The following is a 26,194-nucleotide window of genomic DNA, read 5'->3' on the forward strand; positions in this document are numbered from 1 at the left end:
CCATTGCGACACTTCTCCGGGCCGGCCACAAGCCAGACCCCGCGCATAAAGAGCCGCTCCGAGGGAAGACGGTTCGACAAAAAAGCAGTTCAAGACAGGAGACCATCATGCCGACACCCCCGGTAGAACAGCCCATGGCTGAGAGTGACGTCCAGACCGCCGATACTGCCCATACTGCCCGCAGCCACCGCTGCGCAGCTTCCCGCACCGCGCCGCGCTACCGTGACATCGACCAGTTGGCTGCGGGTGACGAGCTCATGCGCGATCTGGTGGAGCGCGGCAAGCGCCTGATCGATCGCGGCATTCCGGTGTTGATCCTGGGCGAGACCGGTACCGGCAAGGAATACCTGTCGCGCGCGCTGCATGACTACAGCGCGCGTCGCCAGGCTGCGTGGGTGGCGGTCAATTGCGCCTCCATCCCGGAAAGCCTGGCCGAGAGTGAACTGTTCGGTTATTGCAAGGGGGCCTTCTCGGGCGCACTGCCAGGCGGCATGAAGGGCAAGGTGCAGCAGGCCGATGGCGGCACGTTGTTCCTTGATGAAATCGGCGACATGCCCTTCGCCCTGCAAACGCGGCTGCTGCGGGTGCTGTCCGAGCGCGAGGTGATCCCGCTCGGTGCAATGCGACCGGTATCGGTCGATGTGCAACTGATCTGCGCGACCCACCAGGATTTGAAGACGCTGATCGGCGAGGGACGCTTCCGCGAAGACCTTTATTACCGTGTCGCGGGTGGCGTGCTGCGACTGCCAGCCCTGCGCGAACGTGCCGACCGTCGCCGGTTGGTGATGCAGATGATTGCCGACGAGCTGGGGGAGGCTGCCGACGAGAACGTCATCGCCCCGGCGGCCCTGCAGCGACTACTGGCCTATCCATGGCCGGGCAACCTGCGTCAGATGCATGCGGTGATCCGCTACAGCTGCGCGGTGATGAATGGCGGTCGCATCGAGTTGTGCGACCTGCCCGAAGAATTGATGCAATTCCATGCGGTGCCGCTGGCCCAGGTCCATTCCATCGGCCGCACCGCCCAGATCCGCCCCTTCGCGTCACGAGCCGAAGGGGACGCCACGTCCGTAGTGCTTACCGGCGATCCGTACCGGGACGAGCGCACGCGCGTTATCGCTGCCTTGAATGGCAGTCGCTGGAACATCTCCGCCGCTTCGCGGCAACTGGGAATGTGCCGTGCTTCGCTCTACCGCAAGCTGAGGCAACTGGACATCCCGCACGTACGTGACCAGGCCATGCCGGCTTATGCCGTTGCCTGAAACGATCTAAATCATATAAACGATATGCGGACCGCGAGTGCGGCCCCTGCCCAACTTCTTTAGGAAATTCATGAAAGTCTTCTACGACAAAGACGCAGACCTGTCCCTGATCAAGAACAAGAACGTGACCATCATCGGTTACGGTTCGCAAGGTCACGCTCACGCGCTGAACCTGAAGGATTCGGGCGTGAAGGTCACCGTTGGCCTGCGTAAGGGTGGTGCTTCCTGGTCCAAGGCCGAGAAGGCCGGCCTGAAGGTCGCTGAAGTGAACGACGCCGTCAAGGACGCCGACGTCATCATGATCCTGCTGCCCGACGAAAACATCGGTCAGGTCTATGCCGAAAACGTCGCACCGTTCGCCAAGCAAGGCGCCACCGTCGCCTTCGCCCACGGCTTCAACATCCACTATGGCCAAGTCGTGCCGCGCGCTGACCTGGACATCATCATGATCGCCCCCAAGGCCCCTGGCCACACCGTGCGTTCGACCTACAGCCAGGGTGGCGGCGTGCCGCACCTGATCGCCGTGCACCAGGACAAGTCCGGCAGCGCCCGTGACCTGGCCCTGTCGTACGCCACCGCCAACGGCGGCGGCCGTGCCGGCATCATCGAAACCAACTTCCGCGAAGAAACCGAAACCGACCTGTTCGGCGAACAGGCCGTGCTGTGCGGCGGTACCGTGGAACTGATCAAGGCCGGTTTCGAAACCCTGGTGGAAGCCGGCTACGCTCCGGAAATGGCCTACTTCGAGTGCCTGCACGAACTGAAGCTGATCGTGGACCTGATCTATGAAGGCGGCATCGCCAACATGAACTACTCGATCTCCAACAACGCCGAATACGGCGAGTACGTGACCGGCCCGCGCGTGATCAACGAGCAGAGCAAGGCCGCGATGAAGAAGGTGCTGGAAGACATCCAGACCGGCGAATACGCCAAGAGCTTCATCCTGGAAAACAAGGCCGGTGCACCGACCCTGATGTCACGTCGTCGCATCAACGCCGAACACCAGATCGAAATCGTGGGCGAGAAGCTGCGCGCCATGATGCCCTGGATCAAGGCCAACAAGCTGGTCGATCAAAGCAAGAACTGATCTGCCGTTTGCACCAGTAACGCCACGGTTTGCCGTGGCGTTTTTCTTTCGGGCAGGAGGAAGCTCTTGTTCACTACTCTCCATCTCATTTCTTCTCTTCCACGGACAACTCAGTCCTGACACCTTCTATCCGCTTCTTGATCGCTTCCGCATCCTCGGTCTTGCCGGCGGCGACGGTGGCATCTCGTTCGGCCACCAAGCCTTGCAGGGTCTGCTTGAGCCGCATGATGCGTTGTGCGGATGTCCCCTGTGTGCCTTCTTCCAGTGCCTTCTGCAATCCGTCCACGAAGGAGCAGGTGTTGTGGAGATCGATGACATCCCCGAATGCCCGATAGATGGGATAGACGTTCACATCACCCTGCATGGAGCCATAGATCGCCAGCATTTTAGTATCGCGCATCTCGACGATTTTCTTATCGACCGCGGTCACTAGCATCTGCTTGTAGACCGTCTCGCTGATCAATGAACGTTCGGAATTGCTGAACAGCGCCAGCGCGCCGAGGATGGACTTGCCCTGTGCACTGCCGGCGACTGCGGCTGCACCGGCAAACAGGCTGGTGGTAGTTCCCAGCGCAATATTCCATGATGCTTCCGTACCGTATAGTCCACGTCGGTAGCGCAGGCATTCCTCGGCGGAAGTCATCACCAGTGCCGAGACGGCTAGATTACGCTGCTGCGTGCACAGGCTACCTAGGGTGGCTTGATCGGCTGCACTCAGAGGGGCATAACATTTTTGCTCGGTAATCAACGTACCGGTCTTGCTTTTGAGATTTTCGTAGGTCTTGCTCAACTCAAGCGAACTCAGCGAATGGGCCGAATATGGTTGATAGACATGCGTGCAGGCACTCAGGAAAGGCAAGCAGAGCAGGAATCCAAGGCCCCGATATGGCGACAGTGTGCGCATTGTTCCCCCATGGTTTTTGTTCGTGTTTTATCCCCAAGGACAGCTTAGTCAGGTTAAGCAGAAATGCAATGTCTATTTGAATTTTGGTTTCAATACGCCGTCCGGGCGGCGGTCAAGGTGGAAATGATGCTTGTCATCAACTTGACATAAATCCCCATTACCCTCACCCAGTCAAAAAGGGTTTAGCCAAGCGCCGCCGGGTCGGCGCCATGTTCAAGTGGGTGGGGATTGCGTAAGCCGTTATCGTTCGAGCCGAAAGGGCTGCTGACCAGACTGCTCGCGGGCAGGGGAGTGTCGGCGGGCATGGTGCTGCTTGCCGCCGGCGTGTTGTCGCTGGTGTGGTATTTCACCATCATCCGCATCGAGAACGAAAAACAGCTCGCCATCGCCGGCTCCATCGCAGACAGCCGCAACGTTGCCGCCATTGTCTCGGCCAACCTGGATGAGGTGCTGGGCAAGACCCTGCTGTACTCGCGCATCGGCCAATCGATGCTCAATGGCGAGCAATCATCGTCGGCCTATTTCAATCCACTGTTCAACGGCGATTCAGCCTACCTGCGCGTGGCCATGTTCGATGCGCGTGGTCGGCTGGTCTATTCGTCGTCGCGCCAGAAGAGCGAGCCGGAGCTGAGCCGGCTCATCAACGCCGGCTACATGAGTTCGCTCACGGCGTCGTCCGAGCAGAGCGCCATGATCATCAAGCCCCCCATGGACCGCGAGGGCTACAGTTGGCGCGTACCGCTATTGATTCCCTTGCAGGATGGCAAGGACGCGCTGCAAGGCTTCTTCGCGGCCATCCTCGATCTGGGCTATTTCCTGAAGACCTACCAGGAAGTGAGCGTGGACGGCGCCAGCCGCATCGAGATCATCAACGCAGCTGGCCTGCAACTGGCGGAATTGTCCGGTGGCATCCTCTCCGGTGGATCCAATTATGCCGGCCAGGACTACGCCACCTTTCTGCTCACCGGCAAGGGGGATGGCCTGATCCACGCCTTGCGCCCGGGTGACCAGGTGCAGCATGTGGGCGTGCAGCGGCGCCTGGCCCACTATCCGCTGGCCGTGGTGGTGAGCCGCGATCCGCAGGTATTGCTGGGCAAGCTGTGGCCGGCGCATCGCCAGTATTACCTGCAGGCGATCCTGATTTCGCTGCTGGTGGTGGCCTTGTCGGGGGGCTTGATCAGCATGGCGCACCGGCGCCGCTATCTCTATGACAAGCTGCTCTACTCGGAGCGGGAGAAGAGCGGGCTGATCCATCAGCTGGAACAGGAAAAGAGCCGCGCCTACCAGCTTGCCTCGCACGATTACCTGACCGGCATTCCCAATCGTATGCTGTTCTATGAACTGGCCGCGACCGAATTGTCGCGGGCCCGGCGCAGTCGCAACCTGTATGCGCTGTTCTTCCTCGATCTCGACAAGTTCAAGCTGATCAACGATACCCTGGGCCACGCCGTGGGCGACGCGTTGCTCCAGGAGGTGGCGCGGCGGCTGCGTGCAGCCGTGCGCGAATACGATCTGGTGGCGCGCCTGGGGGGAGATGAATTCGTGGTGCTGGTCTCGGAAATCCGCAATGAGGAAATCGTGGCCGAGATCGCCGACAAGCTGGTCGACACCCTGCGTACACCCTACCTCGACCTGCTGGGCTGCGATGTCGAGACGGCACCCAGCATCGGCATCGCGCTCTATCCGCGCGATGGGCAGAGTATCGAGGCGCTGATGACCAACGCCGATTCGGCCATGTACACCGCCAAGAGCGCCGGTAGCGGCCTGTATCGTTTCTACGATGCCTCGCTCAATGCCATCGCCGTGCGCGGGCTGGAACTGCTGGGACGCTTCCGCCAGGCGCTTCGGGATAACGAGTTTTGCCTGCACTACCAGCCCAAGGTGGCGCTGCAGGATTATCGGGTGGTCGGCATGGAAGCCCTGATCCGCTGGCAACATCCGGAGCATGGCCTGATCTATCCTGGCGAATTCATCGGCCTGGCCGAGACCCACGATCTGGTGCAGCCGCTGGGCCACTGGATCATCGAGGCAGTGTGCCGGCAACTGGCGCAATGGCGCGCCGATGGTCTGCCGTTGATGCCGGTGGCGATCAATGTCTCGGCCAAGCAGTTGAATGACGAGCGCCTGATCGAGACCTTCCGCGACGCCTTGCGCCGCCACGGCCTGAGTGCCGAACTGCTGGAGATCGAGGTGACCGAGAGTTGCTTCATTACCGACTTGGAGCAGGCGCGCCAGACCCTGGAAAAACTGCGTGATGAGGGCTTGAAGATCTACCTGGACGACTATGGCACCGGCTACTCCAGCCTCAGCCACATCAAGGCGCTGCCTGTGTATGCGCTGAAGATCGATCGCTCCTTCGTGCGCGACATCCGCAATGACAACAGCGACGGCATGATCGTGGCCTCCACCGTGACGCTGGCGCGTAACCTGGGCCTGAAGGTGGTAGCTGAAGGCGTGGAAACCAAGGAGCAGCTGATGCACCTGAAACTGATGGGTTGCGATGAGGTGCAGGGCTTTTACCTGCAACGTCCGGTGTCGGCGGCGCAACTGGCGCCGCTCTTGCAGAAAGGCAGGTTTGAGGTCACATGAAGACGCACTTCTCTGGTCTGCCGACAGCTCGGCCGATGCGCATCGTGGGCGCCACGCTGACGCTACTTTTTACGCTCGCCGCGACGCCTGCGCTGGTCGTGGCCAAGGGTGCTTGCGAGCGGCCGCAGCGCTTGCGTTTTTCCTTCGTGCCGCAGGGGCGGGACAGCGAGCAGCAGACTGCGCTCAATCCTCTGATCGATGAATTGCGGGAGCAGTTGAAGATGCCGGTCGATGTGGTGATCCCCACTTCCTACGGTGGCGTGATCGAAGGTCTGATCGCAGGCGCGGTCGATGTGGCGCGGCTGGGGCCGGCCTCGTACGTGACCGCCCACAAGGGGGACCCGCAGATCACGCCATTTGCGTCGATGGAACAGATGGAACCCAATTTCGCCGTGCAGCGCGGTGTGTCGTCGGTGTATTACTCGTTGCTGGTGACGCGCTCGCAGGGGCCGTATGACAGCGTGGCCTCGTTGGCCGGGAAGGTGCTGGCGCTGGCCGATCCCGACAGCACCTCGGGCGCGCTGGTTCCGCGTCACCTTTTTGCGCGTCAGTACAAGCTGCAGCTGGACAGGTATTTTTCCCGCGTTGGTTATGCGGGAAATCATGAGCAATCGGTGATGGCGGTACTGAACCACCATGCCGATGCGGCTTTCGTGGCCAGCACCAATCTCTCCCGGATGATCAGCGACGGCAAGCTCAGGAAGAGTGACCTGCGCGTGTTATGGCGCTCGGCCCCGATTCCCTTCGACCCATTCGTCTATCGTGGGCAGCTGTGCGCCGACATCCGCAACAAGATTCGCGCGGTATTCCTGGACAAGAACTCGCTACGGGTCAAGCTCACGCTGGATAGCTTGCGGGCTACCCATTTCGTGCCCGTGCACGACGCCGACTACCACATCATCCGCGAATTGCCGTGAGGACGACTTACTCGGCCAGGAGCGCTTCGATATCGGAGACGATTTCCTCCGGACGCGTTTGTGGTGCATAGCGCTTGAAGACGCTGCCGTCGCGGCGCACCAGGAACTTGGTGAAATTCCACTTGATGGCCTTGCTACCCAGGAGACCGGGTGCTTCCTTCTTGAGATACTGGAACAGAGGATCGGCTTGCTCGCCATTGACATCGATCTTGGCGAACAACGGGAAGCTGACGCCGTAGTTCTTTTCGCAGAAGGCGCCGATTTCATCTGCATTGCCTGGCTCCTGGGCGCCGAACTGGTTGCAGGGGAAGGCCATCACTTCCAGACCACGCGCATGGAACTGGCGGTGGATCGCTTCCAGACCGTTGTATTGCGGTGTGAAACCGCATTTGCTGGCGGTATTGACGATGAGCAGCACCTTGCCGCGCAGTTGCTCCAGCGGGAAGGTGGTCTGGTCTGCCAGCCGGGGCTGGAAATCGTAGAGAGTGGTCATGTGCTGGTCCTTTGGATTTCCCGTGATTTTGTCGCCGCCATTCTAAACCGCCGGGTCGCTGGCTGCATGGGCCTATGGCATATGCTCCCGCGCCGTGCGCTCGCTGATACGGCCCTGCTGGAGCAGCTGGGCCAGGCTGGCCTGCAGCGTCTGCATCCCGTGCGCCGCGCCGGACTGCATTGCCGAGAGCAGTTGCGCGCTGCGTCCCTCGCGGATCAGGTTGCGCACGGCCGGGATCGCCACCAGCAGTTCGTGGGCCGCTACCCGGCCATTGCCGTCGGTGGTGGGGAGCAGGGTCTGCGCGATCACGCCCTGCAGCGATTCTGCCAGCATGCCGCGGACGGCTTCCTGTTCGACGGCCGGGAAGGCATCGATCATGCGATCCATGGTCCGCGCCGCCGAGGCGGTGTGCAGCGTCCCCAGCACCAGATGACCAGTCTCGGCGGCACACAGGGCCAGGCGGATGGTGTCGGCATCACGCAGTTCGCCAACCAGCAGCACGTCCGGGTCTTCGCGCAGGGCGGCACGCAGTGCCTGCGCGACATCAGCGGTATGGGTGCCGATTTCGCGCTGGCTGATCAGTGCGCGGCGTGGTTCATGCACGAATTCGATGGGGTCCTCGATGGTCAGGATGTGGACCGCGCGCTCTTCGTTGATGTGACGGAGCATGGCGGCCAGCGTCGTGCTCTTGCCGGCCCCGGTGGCGCCCGTCACCAGCACCAGGCCATGTGGACGCAGCGCCAGTTCGGCGCACAGCGGGGGCGCGGCCAGGGAAGCCAGGGCAGGGGGCTCGCGCCCGAGATGGCGGATGGCAGCGGCCGGGCCGCGTTGCTGGTGGAAGGCGTGGACGCGGAAACGTCCCAATGTCGGCAGATCGAGGGCAAAGTCGCATTCGCCGCCATCGGTATAGCGCTGCTGGCAGGGCGGCGGCATCCACTCCAGCAGCAACTGCCGCAGCCGGGCAGTATCGATGGGCTGGAGGTTGATGCGACGGATGGCGCCATGGACCCGCAGCGCTGGGGGCAGGCCTGCGCAAAGATGCAGGTCAGAGGCCTGATTTCTGACGGCAAATGCCAGTAGGGTGGCAATGTCCATTTATAATTCCGGCAAGGATCACACTATCAATCTGTTTATTTCCCCGCAGGCTCGCCCCTTCCGGCCCCGGATTATGTCGTCAATCGCTCAACACTTGCAACAGGTGCAACAACAGATCGCCCGCGCCGTCGAAAAAGCGGGACGTGACCCGGCATCGGTACGATTGCTGGCCGTCTCCAAGACCTTCGGCCCGGAGGCCGTGCTGGAAGCGGTGCAGGCCGGGCAACGGGCCTTCGGCGAAAACTATTTGCAGGAAGCGCTGGACAAGATGGCCGCCATGCCGGCCCTGGCGCCCGGTGTGGTGCTGGAGTGGCACTTCATCGGCCCTATCCAGAGCAACAAGACGCGGCCCATCGCCGAGCACTTCGACTGGGTGCATTCGGTGGACCGCCTGAAGATCGCCCAGCGCCTGTCCGAACAGCGGCCTGCGGAACTGCCGCCGCTGGACATCTGTCTGCAGGTCAATATCAGCGGTGAAGAAAGCAAGAGTGGCCTGACGCCGCAGGAGCTGCCCGCAGTCGCGGTGGAGGTGGCGCGCTTGCCCGGCTTGCGCCTGCGCGGCCTGATGGCGATCCCGGCACCGAGCGAGGACGAATCCGCGCAGCGGGCTGCCTTCGCCGCCGTGCGCCGGCTGTTCGAGCAGTTGCGCGCCGACGGTCTGGCGCTGGACACGCTGTCCATGGGCATGTCGGCCGATCTCGACGCTGCCGTGGCCGAAGGGGCCAGCATCGTGCGCATCGGCAGCGCCATTTTCGGGGCCCGGCATTACGCATGAGCGGGCCGGACCAGCACAATATCCATTCCGGCGATACACCGGATACACCATCTACGAGACACAAGGAGCGGAAGTGAAGATAGCGTTTATCGGCGGCGGCAATATGGCAGCGGCCTTGATCGGCGGACTGGTCGGCAAGGTCGCGGCGGCAGAAGACATCCACGTGGTCGACCTCAATGCCGATGCGCTCAAGTCGCTGGCGGACAAGTTCGGCGTCTCCACCGCGCAGGCCATCGATGGCGCCATCACCGGCGTGGACGTGGTGGTGCTGGCAGTCAAGCCGCAGCAGATGCGTGAGGTGGTCGCCACACTCAAGCCCTTCATCGGTGCGCAACTGATTGTCTCGATTGCCGCCGGCATCCGCATTGTCGACATGGAGCGCTGGCTGGATGGTCATCAGGCCATCGTGCGCGCCATGCCCAATACCCCGGCGCTGATCGGCCAGGGCATCTCCGGTGTGGTGCCGCATGCGCAGGTTTCCACGCTGCAGCGCGCACAGGCCGATTCCATCCTCAAGGCGGTGGGAGAGACCTTGTGGCTGGGCAGTGAAGAGCAGCTCGATGCCGTCACCGCCGTGTCGGGCAGCGGCCCCGCCTATGTGTTCTACTTCCTTGAAGCGATGGAGCAGGCCGCAGCCCAATTGGGCCTGTCGCGTGAAGATGGTCTGCAACTGGCCAAGGCGACTTTTGCCGGCGCCACCGAACTGGCGCGTCGTTCCGATGAATCGGTGGCGACCCTGCGCGAGCGCGTGACCTCCAAGGGCGGCACCACCTATGCGGCGCTGACCAGCCTGGAGCAATCCGGCGTGAAGGGCGCCATCGTCCAGGCCCTGCAGGCGGCGGCCACGCGCAGCAAGGAGCTGGGCGACGAATTCGGAAAGGCCTGATGAGACGGGCGGTTTCTTCTGGAGCCCTGCCTGCCCTGCTGGCGGGAGTCTTGCTGCTGGGCGGTTGCGCATCCACGGCCGACAGCGATGGCTATTACACCGTCAAGCGCGGCGATACCCTCTACAGCATCGGCCGCGACTTCGACCAGAACCCGGGCAACCTGCGCGCCTGGAACAAGTTGCGTAATCCGGATGACCTTGAGGTCGGGCAGCGCATCCTGGTGCGCCCACCTGCCGGCGTGGTGGCGCGCACCGGCGCCGGTCAGAGCAGCCGTCCTGCGGCGTCCTCAAGCCCGACCCGCAAGCCGGCGGCCCGACCGGCCACCAAGCCCGCGACCAAGGACGACGACGATGCCCCGGCCCCGGCCGACGCCAAGCTGGACTGGATGTGGCCCACCCAGGGAAAATCTGCCCCCAGCGCGGACAGCTACAAAAAGGGCATCGACATCGCCGGCAGCGACGGACAATCAGTGGTGGCTGCGGCCGCAGGCAAGGTCACCTATGCCGGTCATGGCATCCGTGGCTATGGCAACATGGTGATCATCAAGCACACGCCGCAACTGCTGTCGGTGTATGCCCATAACAAGAGCATCACCGTCAAGGAAGGCCAGATGGTCACGCGCGGCCAGCAGATCGCTACCATGGGCAACAGCGATACCAACAAGGTGAAGCTGTATTTCGAAATCCGCCGCAACGGCAAGCCGGTCAACGTGATGGCCTTGCTGCCGGCACGCTGACTGGCGCGCTGCACCTCACTAAAGATCAGATTCAGGAAAAATCAGGAACCCCCATGGCCAAGCTCGAAGACATCGTCAGAAAACAGAAGACCGGTGCGACCTTCGTCATCAGCGCCCAGATGCTGCACATGAGTCCAAGCGAGTTCGATGCCATCGCCCAGGCCTGGGACGATGACGGTGGCCCCGGCTTCAACGTGACCGGCGTGCCGTTCCGTGTGGTGGTGGATGGCGAATTCCTCATCAGCCGGGTGACGGTGGTGCGAACCACTGCTGAGGTGTAGGTCTTTTTCTTTCCTCCGGCGGTGCTCTCCCGAGCATTCCCTCAATGGTCGGCCTGGGGCCATTCTTTCTCGTCTCCTCTCGCTCAGTCTTGCTGAACCGTCATGGCTCGTCATCGTACGAAACATGAAACTGATTTGCGCGAATTTTTCCGATTTTAATGTATATACAAATAAGATTCGGGGCGTTCAAGTGCCCTGCGGATTGCGCTGATTCATTGGGTTAATGAGCGCAGTGGTGGGGCCGATTGCTTGAAATCCCTCCCTTAATTGTGTATATACATGTGAGGTGCCGATGGAAGCCCTGTCAGTATCGTCCGGGATACGCGCCAAGTTGGGCAGGAAAGTGCCCCCCGTCGATGAAGACGAGATTGCGCAATGTTTCGCCAACAAGTGCGGGGTCAATCTGATCGATGACCGCGAAGACAACCAGACCGATCCGCCCACCCTCTGGTTCATCGCGGAAACGGACCGAGGCCGCCTGCTCAAGATCGTCTATGTGTTCAGGAACGGCATCTGTCATCTCAAGACCGCCTACGATCCCAACCAGCAGGAAATCGCCATCTATGAAAAATTCGGCAAATGACGCAGGGCCATCGAGGTACTGCGGAAAAGGGAGAAGCGAATGAACGCATCGAAAAAGATCAAGGGAAGCATCGAGAACTGGGAGGGGGGCTCCCTCGGTCAGGATGCTCGCCACGCAAAGAGGGCACCCCCCGAACTCGAGCGCCAGATCGATGAGGCTCAAGGCATGCAGGCCATTTCCATCCGGCTGGATCGGGAGCTGATCGAGACTTTCAAGCAGATCGCCCGTATCCATGACATCGGTTACCAGCCCTTGATGCGCGAGGCACTGCGGCGCTTCGCCGATGCGGAAATCAAGACCATTCTCGCTGCGGTGGCAAATGCCCGCGAAAAGGACGCCCGGCATGGTGCCAAGCACACGGTGGAAGTCGAGTTGGACAGTCTGCAGCGCCACATTGCGTGAACGCTGCCGAAGCGGTCCGGCCAGTGTAGCCGGCTGGCGTCAGCCCTCGCGCTGCAAGCGATAGACCACCGTATCCAGCGCCGTCAATCCGCGCTCCAGGAACTTCGGTTCCTTCTCCAGGATATCCCGGCGGTCGATCGCTACGGCTTCGCTGTGCGGCGTGTAGAGCCGTTGTACTTCTTCTTCCGCCACCGAGAAGGGCGGGCCATCCATCTTCTGCTGGTCGTATTCCAGCGTGATCAGCAGGCTGCGGGCCTGGGCCGGCAGGCGGCCATAGATCTCGGCGACATAACGCGCCCGCATCTGTGGCGGCAGCGCGATCAGGGCGGCACGGTCGTAGGCGCCGGCACAGGCCGCCAGGGTGGCGTCTTCCAGCAGGAAGATATCGCCACACACCAGCTCGATGTTGCCGGCCACGTAGTGCCGGCCCTGGGCGCTTTCATGGATCGCCGGTGTCAGCTGGTTCTCGCTGAAGAACTGGGTGATGGCCAGTTCCGACAGTTCCACGCCCAGCACCCGGTGCCCCTGCTGGGCCAGCCACAGCATGTCCAGTGACTTGCCGCACAGTGGCACCAACACCGTACTCCCGGCCGGCAAGGCCAGTTGCGGCCAGTATTTCTGCAGCAGGGGCGTCACGCGCTCCTGATGAAAATGCGTGCGGCCTTCGCGCCAGCGTTCCAGCCAGAATTGCGCTTCCATGTCGTCTCCTGTTTTCGTATCGGCGCCCGATGCCGCTTCAGCGCATCAGGTAATCCAGCGCGACGCCGGCGAAGATCGCCGCGCCCAGCCAGTTGTTGTTGTTGAAGGCCGCGAAGCAGCGCATGCGGTCACGTTCGCGGATCAGGGTGTAGTGATACAGCGCGAAGCCGCAGGCCACCAGCATGCCGGCCGAGAACCACAGGCCCAATCCGTATTGCAGGCCGACCACCCACACCAGCGCCAGCGCCACGGCGTAGCACAGCATCACGGCCAGCACATCGTGGCGGCCGAAGGTGATGGCGGAGGTCTTGATGCCGATCTTCAGGTCGTCGTCGCGGTCCACCATCGCATATTCGGTGTCATAGGCCACGGCCCAGAAGATGTTGGCCACCAGCAGCACCCAGGCTGCCAGCGGCACCGTGCCGGTGACCGTGGCGAACCCCATCGGGATGCCGAAGCCGAAGGCAATGCCCAGGTAGGCCTGGGGAATGGCGAAGAAACGCTTGAAGTAGGGATAGGTGGCCGCAATGATCACCGCCGCCACCGACAGTTGCAGGGTCAGTGTGTTGAGCGGCAGGATCAGCAGGAAGGACAGCAGCGCCAGCACACCTGCCACCATCAGGGCTTCCCAGGACTTGATCTTGCCGGACGTCAACGGCCGCTGCTCGGTGCGCTTGACGTGGCGGTCGAAGTCGCGGTCGGCGTAGTCATTGATGGCGCAGCCGGCCGAACGCATCAACGCGGTGCCCAGTACGTAGATCAGCAGGATGCGCCAGTCCGGCGGGCCGCCTGCCGCCAGCCACAGGGCGATCAGCGTGGGCCACAGCAAGAGCAGGATGCCGATGGGTTTGTGGGCGCGTACCAGCAGCGCATATAGCCTTAACCTGTCCATTCGATGTCCGCAAAAACGAAAGTCCGCATTATAATTCGCCTCGCTGTTTGCGCACTGTCGTGCTTTTTTGGTGGTGAGCTGCATTAAACATAAATTTTATAAAAACAGCCTATCCGTTTTGAGACATTTCCAGGTTTTGTGCTGCATAGCCGCAGATTTTTCCTTTGCAGTGGCCGGCAAGGGCCGCTAATGTAACGCCGCTGTCATGGAGCGTTGTTAGCATCAAAACCCCTTTTTTGAGAGGTCCCCTCTGATGAACATGATGAAAACACTGATCGCGACCGGTGTCCTGGCGACGATCACTTCCTCCGCCTTCGCTGCCACCGAGATCAGCTGGTGGCATTCCATGACCGGCGCCCTGGGCGAGCGTGTCAATGCCCTGGCCGACGACTTCAACAAGAGCCAGAGCGATTACAAGGTCGTGCCCGTCTACAAGGGGACCTACGACGAATCGATGTCGGCTGCGATCGCCGCCTACCGTGCCGGCAATGCACCGGACATCCTGCAGGTGTTCGAAGTGGGCACCGCCACCATGATCTACGCCAAGGGTGCGGTCAAGCCGGTGTACGAGGTGATGCACCAGGCCGGCGAGAAGTTCGATCAGAACGACTACGTGCCGGCCGTGGCGGGTTACTACTCGACCCCCAAGGGCATGATGTCCTTCCCCTTCAACAGCTCCACCACCATCATGTTCTACAACAAGGACATGTTCGCCAAGGCTGGCCTGGATCCCGAAAAGCCGCCCGTGACCTGGCAGGAATTCGTTGGCATGGCCGCCAAGATCAAGGCCAGCGGCGCCTCCTGTGCCTACACCACGACCTGGCAATCCTGGGTGCATTTGGAATCGTTTTCAACCTGGCATAACGTCGAGCTGGCGTCCAAGAACAACGGCTTCGGCGGTCTGGATGCACGCCTGAAGATGAATAGCCCGCTGCACGTGCGCCATATCGAGAACCTGTCGAACTGGGCCAAGCAGGGTTACTTCACCTACGCCGGCCGCAAGGACGAGGCCAATGCCAAGTTCAACGCGGGCGAATGCGCCATCATCACCGGCTCCTCCTCGGCCTACGCCGATATCCGCAAGAACGCCAAGTTCAAGTTCGGCGTGGCCACCCTGCCGTACTACAACGATGTGCAGGGCGCACCCCAGAACACCGTCATCGGTGGTGCTTCGCTGTGGGTGATGAACGGCAAGAAGGGCGACGAGTACAAGGGCGTGGCCAAGTTCTTCAGCTACCTCTCCAAGCCGGAAGTGGCCGCCAAGTGGCACCAGGATACCGGCTACCTGCCGGTAACCAAGGCCGCCTACGAGCTGACCAAGAAGTCCGGCTTCTATGAGCGCAATCCGGGTACCGACGTGGCCGTCAAGCAGATGATCGTCAAGACCACCGACAAGTCGCGCGGTCTGCGCCTGGGCAACTACGCCCAGGTCCGTACCGTGTTCGATGAGGAACTGGAAAACGTCTGGACCGGCAAGAAGAGCCCCAAGGAAGCCCTGGATTCGGCCGTCAAGCGTGGTGACGAACTGTTGGTCCGCTTCGAAAAGGCCAACAAGGGTAACCAGTAATTCCGTCAGTCCCGCCCCTGCATGCCTACCGGCATGAAGGGGCCGGAAGCGGCGATGGCGCTCCGGCAACGGGGCCCATCGCCGGTTTCCATTTCCAGCCATTCAAACTTCTTTGACGCCGGGGAACCCGGCAGGAACGATCGTGGAAAAACGCGCGCGATTCACCTCTAAGTGGTTGCCCTATCTGCTGGTGGCGCCGCAGATCGTGATCACCTTGCTGTTCTTTTTCTGGCCCGCCGCGCAGGCGCTGTACCAGTCCATGCTGTTGCAGGATGCCTTCGGCGGCTATTCCGAGTTCGTCTGGCTCGACAACTTCAAGACCCTCTTCGGCGATCCGACCTACCTCGAATCGTTCCGGACCACGGCGGTCTTCTCGGCGCTGGTGGCTTTCTTCGGCCTGGCGGTGTCGCTGCTGCTGGCAGTCTTCGCCGACCGTGTCCGGCGCGGCGCCTCGATCTACAAGACCTTCCTGATCTGGCCCTATGCGGTCTCACCGGTCGTGGTGGGCGTGCTGTGGATGTTCCTGCTCAGTCCCTCGCTGGGCATCCTCTCGCACGTACTGAGCTGGCTGGGCCTGCCCTGGGACTACATGATCAACGGCACGCACGCGATGATCCTGATCGTGATCGCCGCCATCTGGAAGCAGATCAGCTACAACTTCCTGTTCTTCCTGGCTGGCCTGCAGTCGATTCCGAAGTCGCTCATCGAAGCGGCCGCCATCGATGGCGCCGGTCCGGTCAAGCGTTTCTTCACCATCGTCTTCCCGCTGATCTCGCCGACCACCTTCTTCCTGTTCGTGGTCAACGTGGTCTATGCCTTCTTCGATACCTTCGTCATCGTCGATGCCACCACCCACGGCGGCCCCGGCAAGGACACCGAGATCCTGGTCTACAAGGTGTTTTCCGATGGCTTCAAGGGCGGCGACCTCGGCAGTTCGGCCGCACAGTCGGTGGTGCTGATGGCGCTGGTGATCCTGCTGACGGTGGTGCAGTTCAAGTACGTCGAAAAGAAGGTCCAATACGCATGAACACCGTCACCACCATGAACACCATGAAGATTGTCCACCAGGAGGTGGCCGCATGATCGAACGTCGCCCCATCCTCGATTTCCTCAGCCATGTGGTACTGGTGCTGGGGGTGCTGATCGTATTCTTCCCGCTCTACGTGGCCTTCGTGGCCAGTACCCAGACCGCCGAGCAATCGGCCCTGTCGCCGCTGTCGCTGGTGCCGGGCGGGGAGCTGGTCAACAACTACAGCGCCGTGCTGTTCAAGGGCGCATCCGGGCAGGTCACGGCGCCGCCGGTCCTGCACATGCTGTGGGTGAGCCTGGCCACTGCGCTCATCATCGCCATCGGCAAGATTTCCATTTCCATGCTGTCGGCCTTTGCCATCGTGTACTTCCGCTTCCCCGGTCGAGGCCTGTTCTTCTGGATGATCTTCGTCACCCTGATGTTGCCGGTAGAGGTGCGCATCACGCCGACCTACCAGGTGGTATCCGATCTGGGCATGCTCAACAGCTATGCCGGCCTGAGCGTACCGCTCATTGCGTCGGCCACGGCGACCTTCCTGTTCCGCCAGTTCTTCCTGACGGTGCCGGACGAACTGGCCGAGGCGGCGCGCATCGATGGCGCCGGCCCCTTGCGTTTCCTCAAGGACGTGCTGTGGCCCCTGTCGCGCACCAACGTGATCGCGCTCTTCGTGATCATGTTCATCTATGGCTGGAACCAGTACCTGTGGCCGTTGATCATCGCCACCGATCCCGGCATGTATCCGATCGGCATCGGCATCAAGACCCTGATTTCCGGCGGCGATTCGGCCGTGGAATGGAACCTCGTGATGGCCACCATGATCCTGGCCATGCTGCCGCCCGGCCTGGTGGTGGTCGTGATGCAGAAATGGTTCGTCAAGGGCCTGGTTGATTCCGAGAAATAATTCATATCATTTACGACGCCCATTGACGGCGCTTACCATCATGGCAGCAATCCACCTCAAGCAAGTCCGCAAGACCTACGGCAATGGCCCCAAGGCGGTCGACGTGATCCATGGCATCGATGCCGAGATCGCCGACGGCGAATTCATCGTCATGGTCGGCCCGTCCGGCTGCGGCAAGTCGACGCTGCTGCGCATGGTCGCGGGCCTGGAAGACATCAGCAGCGGCCAGATCGTCATCGGCGAGCGCGTGGTCAATGACCTGGAACCCAAGGAGCGCGACATCGCCATGGTGTTCCAGAACTATGCGCTCTATCCGCACATGACGGTGTACCAGAACATGGCTTACGGCCTGAAAATCCAGGGCCTGTCCAAGAGCGAGATCGACGAGCGCGTGCAGCGTGCTGCCGCCATCCTGGAACTGGGCGCGTTGCTGGAGCGCACGCCGCGCCAGCTCTCCGGCGGCCAGCGCCAGCGCGTGGCGATGGGCCGCGCCATCGTGAGGAAACCTGCAGTGTTTCTCTTCGACGAGCCGCTCTCCAACCTGGATGCCAAGCTGCGCGTGCAGATGCGCCTGGAAATCCAGAAGCTGCACGCCAGCCTGCGCACCACCAGCCTCTATGTCACCCACGACCAGGTCGAGGCGATGACCCTGGGCCAGCGCATGATCGTCATGAACCGTGGTGTGGCCGAGCAGATCGGCACGCCGGCCGAGGTGTATGCGCGCCCGGCCACCACTTTCGTGGCCAGCTTCATCGGTTCGCCGCCGATGAACCTGCTGCAGGGCAGGGTCAGCGCGGATGGCACCGGCTTCGAGGTCAGCAAGGGTGATGAGGCCGATACCATTCGCCTGCCGCAGCCGGCAAGCGCTGCCGCGGGCCAGGAACGCATCCTCGGCGTACGTCCGGAGCACCTGCTGCCCATCCTCGACGGCTCGGCCGCGCAGCTTTCGCTGGAAGTGGAACTGGTGGAAGCGCTGGGTGCCGAGCTGCTGGTGCATGCGCGCTGCGGCGGCCAGGCACTGGTGCTGCGCTGTCCTGCGAATGTGCCGGTCAGTACCGGTCAGCATATCGGTGCGTCTTTCGGCGCGACGGACGTGCATTGGTTTGAGGTGCAGAGTACGCGTCGCATCGGCTGACTTGCCCATGCTGGCCGAGGTGCGTTATTGCCTGATGGGCAGGCTTGCCCTATCATGGCCCGGACCTGATTCCGGGAAAGCCTGATATGAAGCCTTCTGAAGCCCTGGCCAGCCACCGTGCCGCGATTCGCCATGTGGTCGAGTCTCATCATGCCCTCAATGCTAGGGTGTTCGGCTCCGTTGCGCACGGCCAGGATACCGAGGGCAGCGATCTCGACATCCTGATCGATCCCACGCCGGAAACTTCGCTCATGGACGTGGCTGCCATTCAGGTGGAATTGCAGCATCTGCTGGGGGTGTCAGTGGATGTGCTGACCCCCAGGGCCTTGCCCGAGGAAATGCGCAGGCAGATACTTTCCGAGGCAATTCCGGTATGAACAAGGCCGGGCGGGTGGCCAGCTATCTCGGCCATATCCTGCATGCCATCGAGCGGATCGACCGCTACACGGCAGAAATGGATGAACTGGTGTTCCTCGCCAACGAACTGGTGCAGGACGCCGTCATCCGCAATATCGAAATCATCGGCGAGGCTGCCAACAACATTCTGCGGGTTGATCCCGAATTCGCCGCACGACATGACCACATCCCCTGGCTGGTCATGTACACGATGCGAAATCGTGTCTCGCACGGCTACGACAAGGTGGACGTGGAAGTCGTCTGGAAGACGGTGCAACGTGATCTGCCGTTACTCCACACGCAGATTGCACCGCTGGTCGCAGACGTTGGCCCTTAGCTGATCGTCGTTTCTTCCGTCAGCATCTGCACCCCATTGAGATTGCACGCCAGCACCGCCTGATGCACGGCATCAATGGCGGCCTGCCGGGTGAAACTCTTGCGCCAGGCGATCACCACGCGGCGCGAGGGAGCCGGCGCCACGAAGGGGACGTAGCGCACCATGCCGTCGCGGGTGTTGGCATCGGGGATGGAGGCGCGCGGCAATACGGTCACGCCGATGCCGGACGACACCATGTGGCGGATCGTCTCCAGCGACGAGCCCTCGAAGGTGCGGGCGATGCCGTCGCCATTGGTGGAGAAGCGCGACATCTCGGGACAGACTTCCAGCACCTGGTCGCGGAAGCAGTGGCCATTGCCCAGTAGCAGCATGGTTTCTGTCTTGAGTTCGCGGGCGTCGATTTCCTTGCGTTCGGCCCACTTGTGCTGACGCGGCAGGGCGACCATGAATTCCTCGTCGTACAGCGGCAGCACGTTCAGGCCGTGCTCGGGGAAGGGCAGGGCCATGATGGCCGCATCGAGCTCGCCCTGGCGCAGCAGTTCGATCAGGCGGGTGGTGAAATTCTCCTGCAGGATCAGCGGCATCTGCGGCACGCGCTCGATCATGGTCTTGACCAGCGAGGGCAGCAGGTAGGGGCCGATGGTATAGATGATGCCCAGGCGCAGCGGCCCCGACAGCGGGTCCTTGTTCTGGTTGGCGATCTCCTTGATGGCCGCCGTCTGCTCCAGTACGCGTTCGGCCTGCGCCACGATCTGCGCTCCCAGCGGCGTGACCGAGACCTCGGTCCCGCCGCGCTCGAAGATCACGACCCCAAGTTCGTCTTCCAGCTTCTTGATGGCCACCGACAGCGTGGGCTGGGCGACGAAACAAGCTTCTGCTGCATGGCCGAAATGCTTTTCGCGCGCGACGGCCACGATGTATTTGAGTTCTGTAAGTGTCATGCTGTTATGCCGAATCGTTTTGGGGACTATAGCGTATTTTCGCATGGGCCACCTGCGCCGGCGCAAGGCGGGCCGTCCTCCCTTGGCGCAGGATGGAAGCGGCATTGGCGAGGCTGGGTGCCGGTGTTATCGTCCTGTCACGGCTTGGTCACAATGGACAGGTATGTTGTCACGCACTTTTCCGGCGAAGGGGAGTGCCGCGTTCGCCGCTTTATCTTGCACACGAGGAAACAATGGATAAGGAAGAACTGGTCAAGCGCGTCCACCGCGAACTGGCCGACAGCTACGACGAAGAAATGGAACTGGAACTGGAAGACCGTACCGTGGACCCGGTCACCGGTGAGTTCTCCAGTGCCCATGGCGAAGAGGAAAAGGAATACCGCCGCCTGTATTTCCGCGAACTGTTCCGCCTGCAGGGCGAGCTGGTCAAGCTGCAGGACTGGGTGGTGCAGACCGGCCACAAGGTGGTGATCGTATTCGAAGGCCGTGACGCGGCCGGCAAGGGTGGCGTGATCAAGCGCATCACCCAGCGCCTGAACCCCCGCGTGGCACGCGTGGCCGCGCTGCCGGCTCCCAACGACCGCGAACGCACGCAGTGGTATTTCCAGCGCTATGTCTCGCACCTGCCGGCCGCTGGCGAGATCGTGCTGTTCGACCGCAGCTGGTACAACCGCGCCGGCGTGGAACGGGTGATGGGCTTCTGTACCGACGAGCAGTACGAGGAATTCTTCCGCTCGGTGCCTGAGTTCGAACGCATGCTCACCCGTGCCGGCATCCAGGTCATCAAGTACTGGTTCTCCATCACCGATGAAGAGCAGCACCTGCGCTTCCTCTCGCGCATCCATGATCCGCTCAAGCAGTGGAAGCTCAGCCCCATGGACCTGGAGTCACGCCGCCGCTGGGAGGAATACACCAAGGCCAAGGAAGTGATGCTGGAGCGTACCCACATTCCGGAAGCACCGTGGTGGGTGGTGCAGGCGGTGGACAAGAAGAAGGCACGCCTGAACTGCATCCAGCACCTGCTGCAGCAGATGCCCTATGCCGAAGTGCCGCATGCGCCGATCCAGCTGCCCGAGCGCGAGCGCCACGAGGACTACGAGCGCCACCCGGTGCCGGATTCGATGATCGTGCCGGAATACTATTGATCCCTGCCCGGGACCCCGCATGAAAAATGGCCGGAGACGATGTCTCCGGCCATTGTCATTGGTGCTGCCGGCGCGTGGCCAGAGCGGGGCTTGCCCGGTTTAGTCGAAGTACTTGGAAATGACTTCGCCAAACGCCTGTTCAGCCGACATGCCGTTAAGCATCAGCTTGCTGATCTCATCGGAATGCTGGTTGATTTCGTCGGGCAGCATGTGGCGGTTGGCCTTGAAGTAGGCGTACTTTTCGCCATCCACCGCTTCCCGGGCGCGGGCCGCGGCGGTGGTCGGACGAGCACTGCCGGCCGCACTGCGGGCAGACGCCGCACGGGCTGCGCGCGGAGTGCTGCGGGTACCGCTGCCGCCGGTGGCGACGATGCGCTTGATCTGGTCTAGCGTGAAGATGGGAGTGACGTTGCCGGGACCGAATTCGGTTTCCTCGGCGCGGTGCAGGTGATGATTGCCATCGAAGGCCATCTTCTTGTCGAAGCTGTTGATCACTTCGTAGTGGGGCTTTTGCACCGAACCGAACATGCTGAAATGGACACGGTCGCCGTAGGAGGTCATCTGGGTGATCACGCCGTTGAGGAATTCGGCCTTGATCGCCTCGACGTTGCCATGCCAGCGTTTGGTTTTGCTTGAACTCAAAATAACTCTTCCAATGATGCAGGCGCGGCCTCCGGTCGATGTCGTGTGTCTGGCATCGATGTGGCCGAAGCCACCAAGGTCGCGCGAATTAAAAACGGGGGGATGAAAGCAATATTATCCTCCTCCACACGTCTTCTTGCATGACCGAAGCTGACTTTTTCTTCAGTCGAATGCCAGATCAACTGGATTTTGGGTAGTTTTCCAAAGAATTTATGCAGCTTTTCGCAGAAATTGCTTGAAAAGCATGTCTCCCACCGCCATCTATTTTCTTTCTGGCAAGAAATGCCGCCCCCCGCTTTCTCTCCCAAAGGCCCCTCATGCGCCGTAGCATCAGCTCCGTCTTCATCATCCTCGGCCAGCTGGCCGCCCTGCATGCCTGGATAGGCTGGCAATTGCTGCCCGCCCTGAGCATCCACCCCGGCTGGATAGCACTGGGCGCGGCGGTGCTGACACTGTCCTTCCTGCTCATGCCCGTGGCCCTGGCGGCGCCCTACCTGAAGCGGCGCGGGCTTTCCGAAGCCTGGTCCGACCGTCTGGCCTGGGCCGGGATGCTGGCCATGGGCGCGTTTTCCTCGGCCCTGCTGCTGACCTTGCTGCGCGCCATCGCGCTGGCGCTGCTGCCCTGGCTGGCGGCCTCGCTGTCTCCCATCCAGCGGCAGGAGATGGTGGAGTTGACCGCCTGGCTGGTACTGGCCCTGACCGCCGCGGCCACGGTCATCGGCTATCTCAATGCACGCCGCACCGCTGCCGTGGTCGAGGTCGATGTGCCCATCGCCAACCTACCGCCCGCGCTGGAGGGCTTCACCATCGTCCAGATCAGCGACATCCATGTCGGCCCCACCATCAAGGCGCCTTACCTGCAGGCCATCGTGGACAAGGTCAACGCCCTGCAGCCGGACGTGGTGGCCATCACCGGTGATCTGGTCGATGGCAGCGTGCGCCAGCTGGCACCGCATACCGCGCCGCTGGCGCAATTGCGCGCCCGTCACGGCGCCTACTTCGTCACCGGCAATCACGAGTACTACTCCAATGCCCATGAATGGATAGACGAAGTGCGTCGCCTGGGCGTGACCGTGCTGATGAACGAACACGTGGTACTGCGCCACGAGGATGCCGGGCTGGTCCTGGCCGGGGTCACCGACTACACCGCCCATCACTTCGATCCGGCTCACCGCAGCGATCCGCAGGCGGCCATCGCCGATGCGCCGGCCCATCATCCGCGTATCCTGCTGGCGCACCAGCCGCGCAGCGCCACGGCGGCCGCCGAGGCTGGTTTCGACCTGCAGCTGTCGGGCCATACCCATGGCGGCCAGTTCTTCCCCTGGAATTTCTTCGTCCCGCTGCAGCAGCCCTACGTGGCCGGCCTCAAGCGCCTGCAGGGCCTGTGGATCTACGTCAGCCGGGGTACGGGCTACTGGGGCCCGCCCAAGCGTCTGCTGGCGCCTTCCGAGATCACCCGGGTACGCCTGACGGCGCGCTGAGCTCCGACCCGGCGTCTTCCTGCCGTGCCAGCCGCCGCATGGCCTGCGGTGGCTGACCGAACAGGCGCAGGCAGACCCGGCGCATGCGGTCGGCGTCGCCGAACCCGGTAGCGCGGGCAATGCTCTCCAGGGTGTCCTGCGATTGTTCGATACGCAGCCGCGCTGCCTCGGCCCGCATCTGCTCGATGGCGCGCGCCGGCGTCTGGCCGGTCTCGGCCGCGAAGCTACGGTCGAACTGGCGGCGGCTCAGGCAGGCCACCTCGGCCAGCACATCCACCGTCAACTCGTGCTGCAGGTGCTCGCGGGCATAGGCCAGGGCGCGCCGGATGCGCTCGGAACCGCCATCGATTTCCTGCAGCGCCGAGAACTGCGACTGGCCGCCCGGCCGGCGGTAATACACCACCAGCTCGCGTGCCACCGAACGCGCCAGTTCGGCCCCGTGATCGTCCTCGATGAGTGCCAGTGCCAGGTCGATCCCGGCGGAAATGCCGGCCGAGGTCCACACACTGCCATCGCGCGAATAGATGCGGTCGCTGTCCACCATCACCTGCGGATGCATCTGCTGCAGCTTGGCCGCCATGCGCCAGTGCGTGGTGGCCCGCTTGCCATCCAGCACGCCCGCCGCCGCCAGCACGAAGGCTCCGGTGCAGACCCCGGCGATGCGCCGCGAACGCGCTGCCGCCCGCACGATGTAGCGCCGCAGCTCGGGCGACACCAGGCCTTCGCGAGGGGCGCCACCGCCCGCCACCACCAGCGTATCGAAGCTGGTGCGGCCGATGCGTTCGGTCTGGATCATCGCCCCGGCCGAACTGCGGATCAGGCCGCCCGCCTCGGAATGGAGCGTGAGCCGATACAGCGAGCGACCCGCCACCCGGTTGGCCGCATCGAAGGCCGACAGGGGGCCGGTGAAGTCGAGCATGCTGCAATCGGCGAAGATCAGGAAGGCGGTATCACGCGGGGACATGGTGCAAAAAACCTCAAATGGCCTGAAGTGCCGGAATTATGACATTCAAGCCATGGCCGTGCACGGCACACTGCAGCGCATCTCCACCCGTGCCAGCCATCATGAAAACCCTTCCTGCCGTTCCATCTCCGTCCCCGGTCACCGCGCTCCAGGTGGCCTCCCCGCATCGCTGGAAGGTATTGGCCGCGGGAGTGGCGGCCAATGCCAGCTTCGCCGCCGTGTTTTCTGGCATTCCCGTGACCTCGCTGGTGCTGCGCAGCGATTACCAGCTCAGCAATGCGCAACTGGGCTGGGTGCTGGGTCTGTTGAGCCTGGGCGTGGCGCTGGGCGAATTACCCTGGGGTCTGCTGACCGATCGCCTGGGCGACCGCAAGGTGCTGCTCGCGGGCCTGCTGGGCTGCAGCGTCGCGCTCGGCCTGTTGATCCTGAATGCATTGCCCGGTCACGGCACTGCGGCCTATGGCTGGCTGTGCGGCGGCCTGATGCTGGCCGGCCTGCTGGGCGGCAGTGTCAATGGCGCCAGCGGCCGCGCCATCATGGGCTGGTTTGCTGACGGTGAGCGCGGTCTGGCCATGAGCATCCGCCAGACGGCCGTGCCACTGGGTGGCGGCGCGGGTGCACTGGTGCTGCCGTCGCTGGCGGCCCATGCCGGCTTTGGCGCGGTCTATGGCGCATTGATGGCGGCTTGCCTGGGCAGTGTCGCCCTGGTCCTGCTGTGGCTGCGCGAGCCGCCGGTCATGCCGCATGTGATCGCATCGGCCGCACCAGCCGCGCCCGCCCTGCGTCGTCTGCTGGTATGGCGACTGGCCCTGGGCATTGGCCTGCTGTGCGCGCCGCAGGTGGCGCTGATCAGCTTTGGCGGAATCTTCCTGCACGAAGTCGGGCAGGCGGGCCTGCTGGCGATCAGCGTGCTGCTGACCCTGGTGCAGGTGGGGGCGGCGCTGGCCCGCATTGCCAGTGGCCGCTGGACCGATCGCCGTGGCCGCCGGCGCGCCTATCTGCGGACCTGTGCGCTGGCCAGCGCCGCGCTGTTCGCCCTGCTGGGCGGACTCGCTTCCCATGCCATGTCGACGTCCTTGTTCTGGCTCGCGCTGGTGCTGGTGGTGGCGGGCGTGGTGGTATCGGCCTGGCACGGCGTGGCCTATACCGAACTTGCCGTGGTGGCCGGTCCGGCCCAGGTCGGCACCGCCCTCGGGCTGGGCAACAGTTGCGTGTTTCTGGTCTTCTTCCTCTGCGCCCAGGCCGTTCCGCTGCTACTGCAGTGGCAGGGCTGGCCGGCAGTGTGGCTGGGTACGGCAGGGGTGGCGCTGCTGGTGTGCTTCCTGTTCCCGCCGTCACCTTCGTCGTCCACGCGATCCGCCTGAATCATCGAAAAAGACCGGTCTTAGACGACCGGTCTAATTTTTCGTTAGAATGGTCGTCATGCGAGAAAACTATGGCGAAAACAAACGCAACATCCTCCTGGCCGGCCGCGCAATCATTGCGCAAAAAGGCTTCTCCGGCGTCGGCCTGTCGGAAATCCTGGCCGCTGCCGACATCCCCAAGGGTTCCTTCTATCACTACTTCGGTTCCAAGGAACAATACGGCCGCGAACTGATCGAGCACTATGTGGCCGGTTACCTGGACCGGCTGGAACAGGTCCTTGGTCAATCCAGCCATGACAGCAGCGCCCGGGAGCGTCTGCTGACCTACTGGGGCTACTGGCTGGAAAGCCAGTGCTGCCAGGAAGTGGAACAACGCTGCCTGGTGGTCAAGCTCTCGGCCGAGGTGGCCGATCTTTCCGAAGACATGCGTCAGGTCCTGCACGCCGGCACGCAGCGCTTCATTGAACGCATTGCCACCTGCATCGAAGAGGGTATCGCCGAAGGGTCCTTGCACACCGTGCTCGCACCGCTGGCCACGGCCACCATGCTCTACCAGCAATGGCTGGGTGCCAGCCTGCTGACCAAGCTTAGCCGCGACCGCAGACCGATGGAAGCCGCCATGCTGGTGACCCGGCGCGTACTGGTGCCGCCGCAATAGCGCAATGGTGCAACACGCACATCTTGATCTC

28 protein-coding genes are annotated in these 26,194 nt (G+C 62.5%); 20 read left to right on the plus strand and 8 right to left on the minus strand.

What is annotated here, in order from left to right; translation table 11 throughout:
- Nucleotides 1-107: 107 nt before the first annotated feature.
- Entirely contained in the window at nt 108-1,262 is a 1,155-nt protein-coding gene (locus HFRIS_RS04240; protein WP_006462003.1) for a sigma-54-dependent Fis family transcriptional regulator, read from the plus strand.
- 70 nt (nt 1,263-1,332) lie between these two features.
- Nucleotides 1,333-2,349 (plus strand): ketol-acid reductoisomerase, encoded by a 1,017-nt coding sequence (ilvC, locus tag HFRIS_RS04245; protein ID WP_006462004.1) that lies wholly within the window; start codon nt 1,333-1,335, stop codon nt 2,347-2,349.
- Nucleotides 2,350-2,434: 85 nt separating this feature from the next.
- Here ilvC and HFRIS_RS04250 read toward each other — a convergent pair whose 3' ends face one another.
- Nucleotides 2,435-3,139, minus strand: a complete 705-nt coding sequence (locus HFRIS_RS04250) for a hypothetical protein (protein ID WP_161625961.1) — start codon at nt 3,137-3,139, stop codon at nt 2,435-2,437.
- A gap of 417 nt (nt 3,140-3,556) precedes the next feature.
- On the opposite strand from HFRIS_RS04250, the gene HFRIS_RS04255 reads away from it, so the two are divergent.
- Nucleotides 3,557-5,842, plus strand: a complete 2,286-nt coding sequence (locus HFRIS_RS04255; protein ID WP_006462006.1) for a putative bifunctional diguanylate cyclase/phosphodiesterase — start codon at nt 3,557-3,559, stop codon at nt 5,840-5,842.
- Nucleotides 5,843-5,877: 35 nt separating this feature from the next.
- On the plus strand, nt 5,878-6,759 hold the full coding sequence (locus HFRIS_RS04260; RefSeq protein ID WP_006462007.1) for a phosphate/phosphite/phosphonate ABC transporter substrate-binding protein: 882 nt from the start codon (nt 5,878-5,880) through the stop codon (nt 6,757-6,759).
- 7 nt (nt 6,760-6,766) lie between these two features.
- Here HFRIS_RS04260 and HFRIS_RS04265 read toward each other — a convergent pair whose 3' ends face one another.
- Together HFRIS_RS04265 and HFRIS_RS04270 are read right to left on the minus strand one after the other, a co-directional pair.
- The gene (locus HFRIS_RS04265) at nt 6,767-7,252 is read right to left on the minus strand and encodes a glutathione peroxidase (RefSeq protein ID WP_006462008.1); all 486 of its coding nucleotides are present in this window, start codon (nt 7,250-7,252) and stop codon (nt 6,767-6,769) included.
- 72 nt (nt 7,253-7,324) lie between these two features.
- A complete protein-coding gene (locus HFRIS_RS04270; RefSeq protein WP_006462009.1) occupies nt 7,325-8,347 on the minus strand; it encodes a type IV pilus twitching motility protein PilT in 1,023 nt (340 codons plus the stop codon).
- A gap of 73 nt (nt 8,348-8,420) precedes the next feature.
- Here HFRIS_RS04270 and HFRIS_RS04275 point away from each other — a divergent pair, with 73 nt between their 5' ends.
- From HFRIS_RS04275 to HFRIS_RS04300, 6 genes are all read left to right on the plus strand, one after another.
- Nucleotides 8,421-9,122, plus strand: a complete 702-nt coding sequence (locus HFRIS_RS04275) for a YggS family pyridoxal phosphate-dependent enzyme (RefSeq protein WP_006462010.1) — start codon at nt 8,421-8,423, stop codon at nt 9,120-9,122.
- 73 nt (nt 9,123-9,195) lie between these two features.
- Complete coding sequence (gene proC, locus HFRIS_RS04280) at nt 9,196-10,008, plus strand: pyrroline-5-carboxylate reductase (RefSeq protein ID WP_006462011.1); 813 nt, start codon at nt 9,196-9,198, stop codon at nt 10,006-10,008.
- The gene (locus tag HFRIS_RS04285; RefSeq protein WP_039874346.1) at nt 10,008-10,745 is read left to right on the plus strand and encodes a peptidoglycan DD-metalloendopeptidase family protein; all 738 of its coding nucleotides are present in this window, start codon (nt 10,008-10,010) and stop codon (nt 10,743-10,745) included. Before proC ends, HFRIS_RS04285 begins: the two co-directional genes overlap by 1 nt.
- Before the next feature lie 53 nt (nt 10,746-10,798).
- The gene (locus HFRIS_RS04290; RefSeq protein WP_006462013.1) at nt 10,799-11,026 is read left to right on the plus strand and encodes a hypothetical protein; all 228 of its coding nucleotides are present in this window, start codon (nt 10,799-10,801) and stop codon (nt 11,024-11,026) included.
- A gap of 292 nt (nt 11,027-11,318) precedes the next feature.
- The gene (locus HFRIS_RS04295; protein WP_039874347.1) at nt 11,319-11,609 is read left to right on the plus strand and encodes a BrnT family toxin; all 291 of its coding nucleotides are present in this window, start codon (nt 11,319-11,321) and stop codon (nt 11,607-11,609) included.
- Between the two features lie 39 nt (nt 11,610-11,648).
- Nucleotides 11,649-12,011, plus strand: coding sequence for a BrnA antitoxin family protein (locus tag HFRIS_RS04300; protein ID WP_006462016.1), 363 nt, complete (start codon nt 11,649-11,651; stop codon nt 12,009-12,011).
- Between the two features lie 39 nt (nt 12,012-12,050).
- Here the strand turns inward: HFRIS_RS04300 and HFRIS_RS04305 are convergent, their stop codons facing one another.
- Nucleotides 12,051-12,710, minus strand: coding sequence for a thiopurine S-methyltransferase (locus HFRIS_RS04305; RefSeq protein WP_006462018.1), 660 nt, complete (start codon nt 12,708-12,710; stop codon nt 12,051-12,053).
- Nucleotides 12,711-12,747: 37 nt separating this feature from the next.
- Complete coding sequence (gene ubiA / locus HFRIS_RS04310; protein ID WP_006462019.1) at nt 12,748-13,602, minus strand: 4-hydroxybenzoate octaprenyltransferase; 855 nt, start codon at nt 13,600-13,602, stop codon at nt 12,748-12,750.
- Nucleotides 13,603-13,855: 253 nt separating this feature from the next.
- Between ubiA and ugpB the strand changes: the two genes are divergently transcribed.
- The 6 genes from ugpB to HFRIS_RS04340 all read left to right on the plus strand — a co-directional run bounded on the left by ugpB (nt 13,856) and on the right by HFRIS_RS04340 (nt 18,968).
- A complete protein-coding gene (gene ugpB / locus HFRIS_RS04315; RefSeq protein WP_006462020.1) occupies nt 13,856-15,169 on the plus strand; it encodes a sn-glycerol-3-phosphate ABC transporter substrate-binding protein UgpB in 1,314 nt (437 codons plus the stop codon).
- 142 nt (nt 15,170-15,311) lie between these two features.
- Entirely contained in the window at nt 15,312-16,196 is an 885-nt protein-coding gene (gene ugpA, locus HFRIS_RS04320) for a sn-glycerol-3-phosphate ABC transporter permease UgpA (protein ID WP_006462021.1), read from the plus strand.
- A 52-nt stretch (nt 16,197-16,248) separates the two neighbouring features.
- A complete protein-coding gene (ugpE, locus tag HFRIS_RS04325) occupies nt 16,249-17,100 on the plus strand; it encodes a sn-glycerol-3-phosphate ABC transporter permease UgpE (protein WP_006462022.1) in 852 nt (283 codons plus the stop codon).
- Nucleotides 17,101-17,140: 40 nt separating this feature from the next.
- Entirely contained in the window at nt 17,141-18,235 is a 1,095-nt protein-coding gene (locus HFRIS_RS04330) for a sn-glycerol-3-phosphate import ATP-binding protein UgpC (RefSeq protein WP_006462023.1), read from the plus strand.
- Nucleotides 18,236-18,321: 86 nt separating this feature from the next.
- On the plus strand, nt 18,322-18,612 hold the full coding sequence (locus HFRIS_RS04335; protein ID WP_006462024.1) for a nucleotidyltransferase family protein: 291 nt from the start codon (nt 18,322-18,324) through the stop codon (nt 18,610-18,612).
- A complete protein-coding gene (locus HFRIS_RS04340; RefSeq protein WP_006462025.1) occupies nt 18,609-18,968 on the plus strand; it encodes a HepT-like ribonuclease domain-containing protein in 360 nt (119 codons plus the stop codon). The genes HFRIS_RS04335 and HFRIS_RS04340 overlap by 4 nt, the downstream gene beginning before the upstream one ends.
- On the opposite strand, the gene HFRIS_RS04345 is transcribed toward HFRIS_RS04340, so the two are convergent.
- Nucleotides 18,965-19,909: a LysR substrate-binding domain-containing protein gene (locus tag HFRIS_RS04345; protein WP_006462026.1), complete on the minus strand. Its 945-nt coding sequence runs from the start codon at nt 19,907-19,909 to the stop codon at nt 18,965-18,967. The two genes, HFRIS_RS04340 and HFRIS_RS04345, sit on opposite strands and share 4 nt — an antisense overlap.
- Before the next feature lie 233 nt (nt 19,910-20,142).
- Between HFRIS_RS04345 and ppk2 the strand changes: the two genes are divergently transcribed.
- The gene (ppk2, locus tag HFRIS_RS04350; protein WP_006462027.1) at nt 20,143-21,054 is read left to right on the plus strand and encodes a polyphosphate kinase 2; all 912 of its coding nucleotides are present in this window, start codon (nt 20,143-20,145) and stop codon (nt 21,052-21,054) included.
- 99 nt (nt 21,055-21,153) lie between these two features.
- Here the strand turns inward: ppk2 and HFRIS_RS04355 are convergent, their stop codons facing one another.
- The gene (locus tag HFRIS_RS04355) at nt 21,154-21,696 is read right to left on the minus strand and encodes a hypothetical protein (protein WP_006462028.1); all 543 of its coding nucleotides are present in this window, start codon (nt 21,694-21,696) and stop codon (nt 21,154-21,156) included.
- Nucleotides 21,697-22,013: 317 nt separating this feature from the next.
- Between HFRIS_RS04355 and HFRIS_RS04360 the strand changes: the two genes are divergently transcribed.
- Nucleotides 22,014-23,177, plus strand: a complete 1,164-nt coding sequence (locus HFRIS_RS04360; RefSeq protein ID WP_006462029.1) for a metallophosphoesterase — start codon at nt 22,014-22,016, stop codon at nt 23,175-23,177.
- Here HFRIS_RS04360 and HFRIS_RS04365 read toward each other — a convergent pair.
- Nucleotides 23,149-24,141, minus strand: coding sequence for a GlxA family transcriptional regulator (locus HFRIS_RS04365; protein ID WP_006462030.1), 993 nt, complete (start codon nt 24,139-24,141; stop codon nt 23,149-23,151). The two genes, HFRIS_RS04360 and HFRIS_RS04365, sit on opposite strands and share 29 nt — an antisense overlap.
- 101 nt (nt 24,142-24,242) lie before the next feature.
- Here HFRIS_RS04365 and HFRIS_RS04370 point away from each other — a divergent pair, with 101 nt between their 5' ends.
- Both HFRIS_RS04370 and HFRIS_RS04375 read left to right on the plus strand, forming a co-directional pair.
- Nucleotides 24,243-25,505 (plus strand): MFS transporter, encoded by a 1,263-nt coding sequence (locus HFRIS_RS04370; protein ID WP_039874351.1) that lies wholly within the window; start codon nt 24,243-24,245, stop codon nt 25,503-25,505.
- Nucleotides 25,506-25,563: 58 nt separating this feature from the next.
- Nucleotides 25,564-26,163, plus strand: coding sequence for a TetR/AcrR family transcriptional regulator (locus HFRIS_RS04375; protein ID WP_006462032.1), 600 nt, complete (start codon nt 25,564-25,566; stop codon nt 26,161-26,163).
- The last annotated feature ends 31 nt before the right edge of the window (nt 26,164-26,194 follow it).

This window comes from Herbaspirillum frisingense GSF30, assembly GCF_000300975.2.
GTDB classification, from domain to species: domain Bacteria; phylum Pseudomonadota; class Gammaproteobacteria; order Burkholderiales; family Burkholderiaceae_D; genus Herbaspirillum; species Herbaspirillum frisingense.

What these genes read in the sequence shown, in the direction of transcription:
- HFRIS_RS04240 (WP_006462003.1), top strand. Translation starts at nt 108, where the DNA reads ATGCCGACACCCCCGGTAGAACAGCCCATGGCTGAGAGTGACGTCCAG.
- ilvC (WP_006462004.1), top strand. Translation starts at nt 1,333, where the DNA reads ATGAAAGTCTTCTACGACAAAGACGCAGACCTGTCCCTGATCAAGAAC.
- HFRIS_RS04255 (WP_006462006.1), top strand. Translation starts at nt 3,557, where the DNA reads ATGGTGCTGCTTGCCGCCGGCGTGTTGTCGCTGGTGTGGTATTTCACC.
- HFRIS_RS04260 (WP_006462007.1), top strand. Translation starts at nt 5,878, where the DNA reads ATGCGCATCGTGGGCGCCACGCTGACGCTACTTTTTACGCTCGCCGCG.
- HFRIS_RS04265 (WP_006462008.1), bottom strand. Translation starts at nt 7,252, where the DNA reads ATGACCACTCTCTACGATTTCCAGCCCCGGCTGGCAGACCAGACCACC.
- HFRIS_RS04270 (WP_006462009.1), bottom strand. Translation starts at nt 8,347, where the DNA reads ATGGACATTGCCACCCTACTGGCATTTGCCGTCAGAAATCAGGCCTCT.
- HFRIS_RS04275 (WP_006462010.1), top strand. Translation starts at nt 8,421, where the DNA reads ATGTCGTCAATCGCTCAACACTTGCAACAGGTGCAACAACAGATCGCC.
- HFRIS_RS04285 (WP_039874346.1), top strand. Translation starts at nt 10,008, where the DNA reads ATGAGACGGGCGGTTTCTTCTGGAGCCCTGCCTGCCCTGCTGGCGGGA.
- HFRIS_RS04290 (WP_006462013.1), top strand. Translation starts at nt 10,799, where the DNA reads ATGGCCAAGCTCGAAGACATCGTCAGAAAACAGAAGACCGGTGCGACC.
- HFRIS_RS04295 (WP_039874347.1), top strand. Translation starts at nt 11,319, where the DNA reads ATGGAAGCCCTGTCAGTATCGTCCGGGATACGCGCCAAGTTGGGCAGG.
- HFRIS_RS04300 (WP_006462016.1), top strand. Translation starts at nt 11,649, where the DNA reads ATGAACGCATCGAAAAAGATCAAGGGAAGCATCGAGAACTGGGAGGGG.
- HFRIS_RS04305 (WP_006462018.1), bottom strand. Translation starts at nt 12,710, where the DNA reads ATGGAAGCGCAATTCTGGCTGGAACGCTGGCGCGAAGGCCGCACGCAT.
- ubiA (WP_006462019.1), bottom strand. Translation starts at nt 13,602, where the DNA reads ATGGACAGGTTAAGGCTATATGCGCTGCTGGTACGCGCCCACAAACCC.
- ugpB (WP_006462020.1), top strand. Translation starts at nt 13,856, where the DNA reads ATGAACATGATGAAAACACTGATCGCGACCGGTGTCCTGGCGACGATC.
- ugpE (WP_006462022.1), top strand. Translation starts at nt 16,249, where the DNA reads ATGATCGAACGTCGCCCCATCCTCGATTTCCTCAGCCATGTGGTACTG.
- HFRIS_RS04330 (WP_006462023.1), top strand. Translation starts at nt 17,141, where the DNA reads ATGGCAGCAATCCACCTCAAGCAAGTCCGCAAGACCTACGGCAATGGC.
- HFRIS_RS04335 (WP_006462024.1), top strand. Translation starts at nt 18,322, where the DNA reads ATGAAGCCTTCTGAAGCCCTGGCCAGCCACCGTGCCGCGATTCGCCAT.
- HFRIS_RS04340 (WP_006462025.1), top strand. Translation starts at nt 18,609, where the DNA reads ATGAACAAGGCCGGGCGGGTGGCCAGCTATCTCGGCCATATCCTGCAT.
- HFRIS_RS04345 (WP_006462026.1), bottom strand. Translation starts at nt 19,909, where the DNA reads ATGACACTTACAGAACTCAAATACATCGTGGCCGTCGCGCGCGAAAAG.
- ppk2 (WP_006462027.1), top strand. Translation starts at nt 20,143, where the DNA reads ATGGATAAGGAAGAACTGGTCAAGCGCGTCCACCGCGAACTGGCCGAC.
- HFRIS_RS04360 (WP_006462029.1), top strand. Translation starts at nt 22,014, where the DNA reads ATGCGCCGTAGCATCAGCTCCGTCTTCATCATCCTCGGCCAGCTGGCC.
- HFRIS_RS04365 (WP_006462030.1), bottom strand. Translation starts at nt 24,141, where the DNA reads ATGTCCCCGCGTGATACCGCCTTCCTGATCTTCGCCGATTGCAGCATG.
- HFRIS_RS04370 (WP_039874351.1), top strand. Translation starts at nt 24,243, where the DNA reads ATGAAAACCCTTCCTGCCGTTCCATCTCCGTCCCCGGTCACCGCGCTC.
- HFRIS_RS04375 (WP_006462032.1), top strand. Translation starts at nt 25,564, where the DNA reads ATGCGAGAAAACTATGGCGAAAACAAACGCAACATCCTCCTGGCCGGC.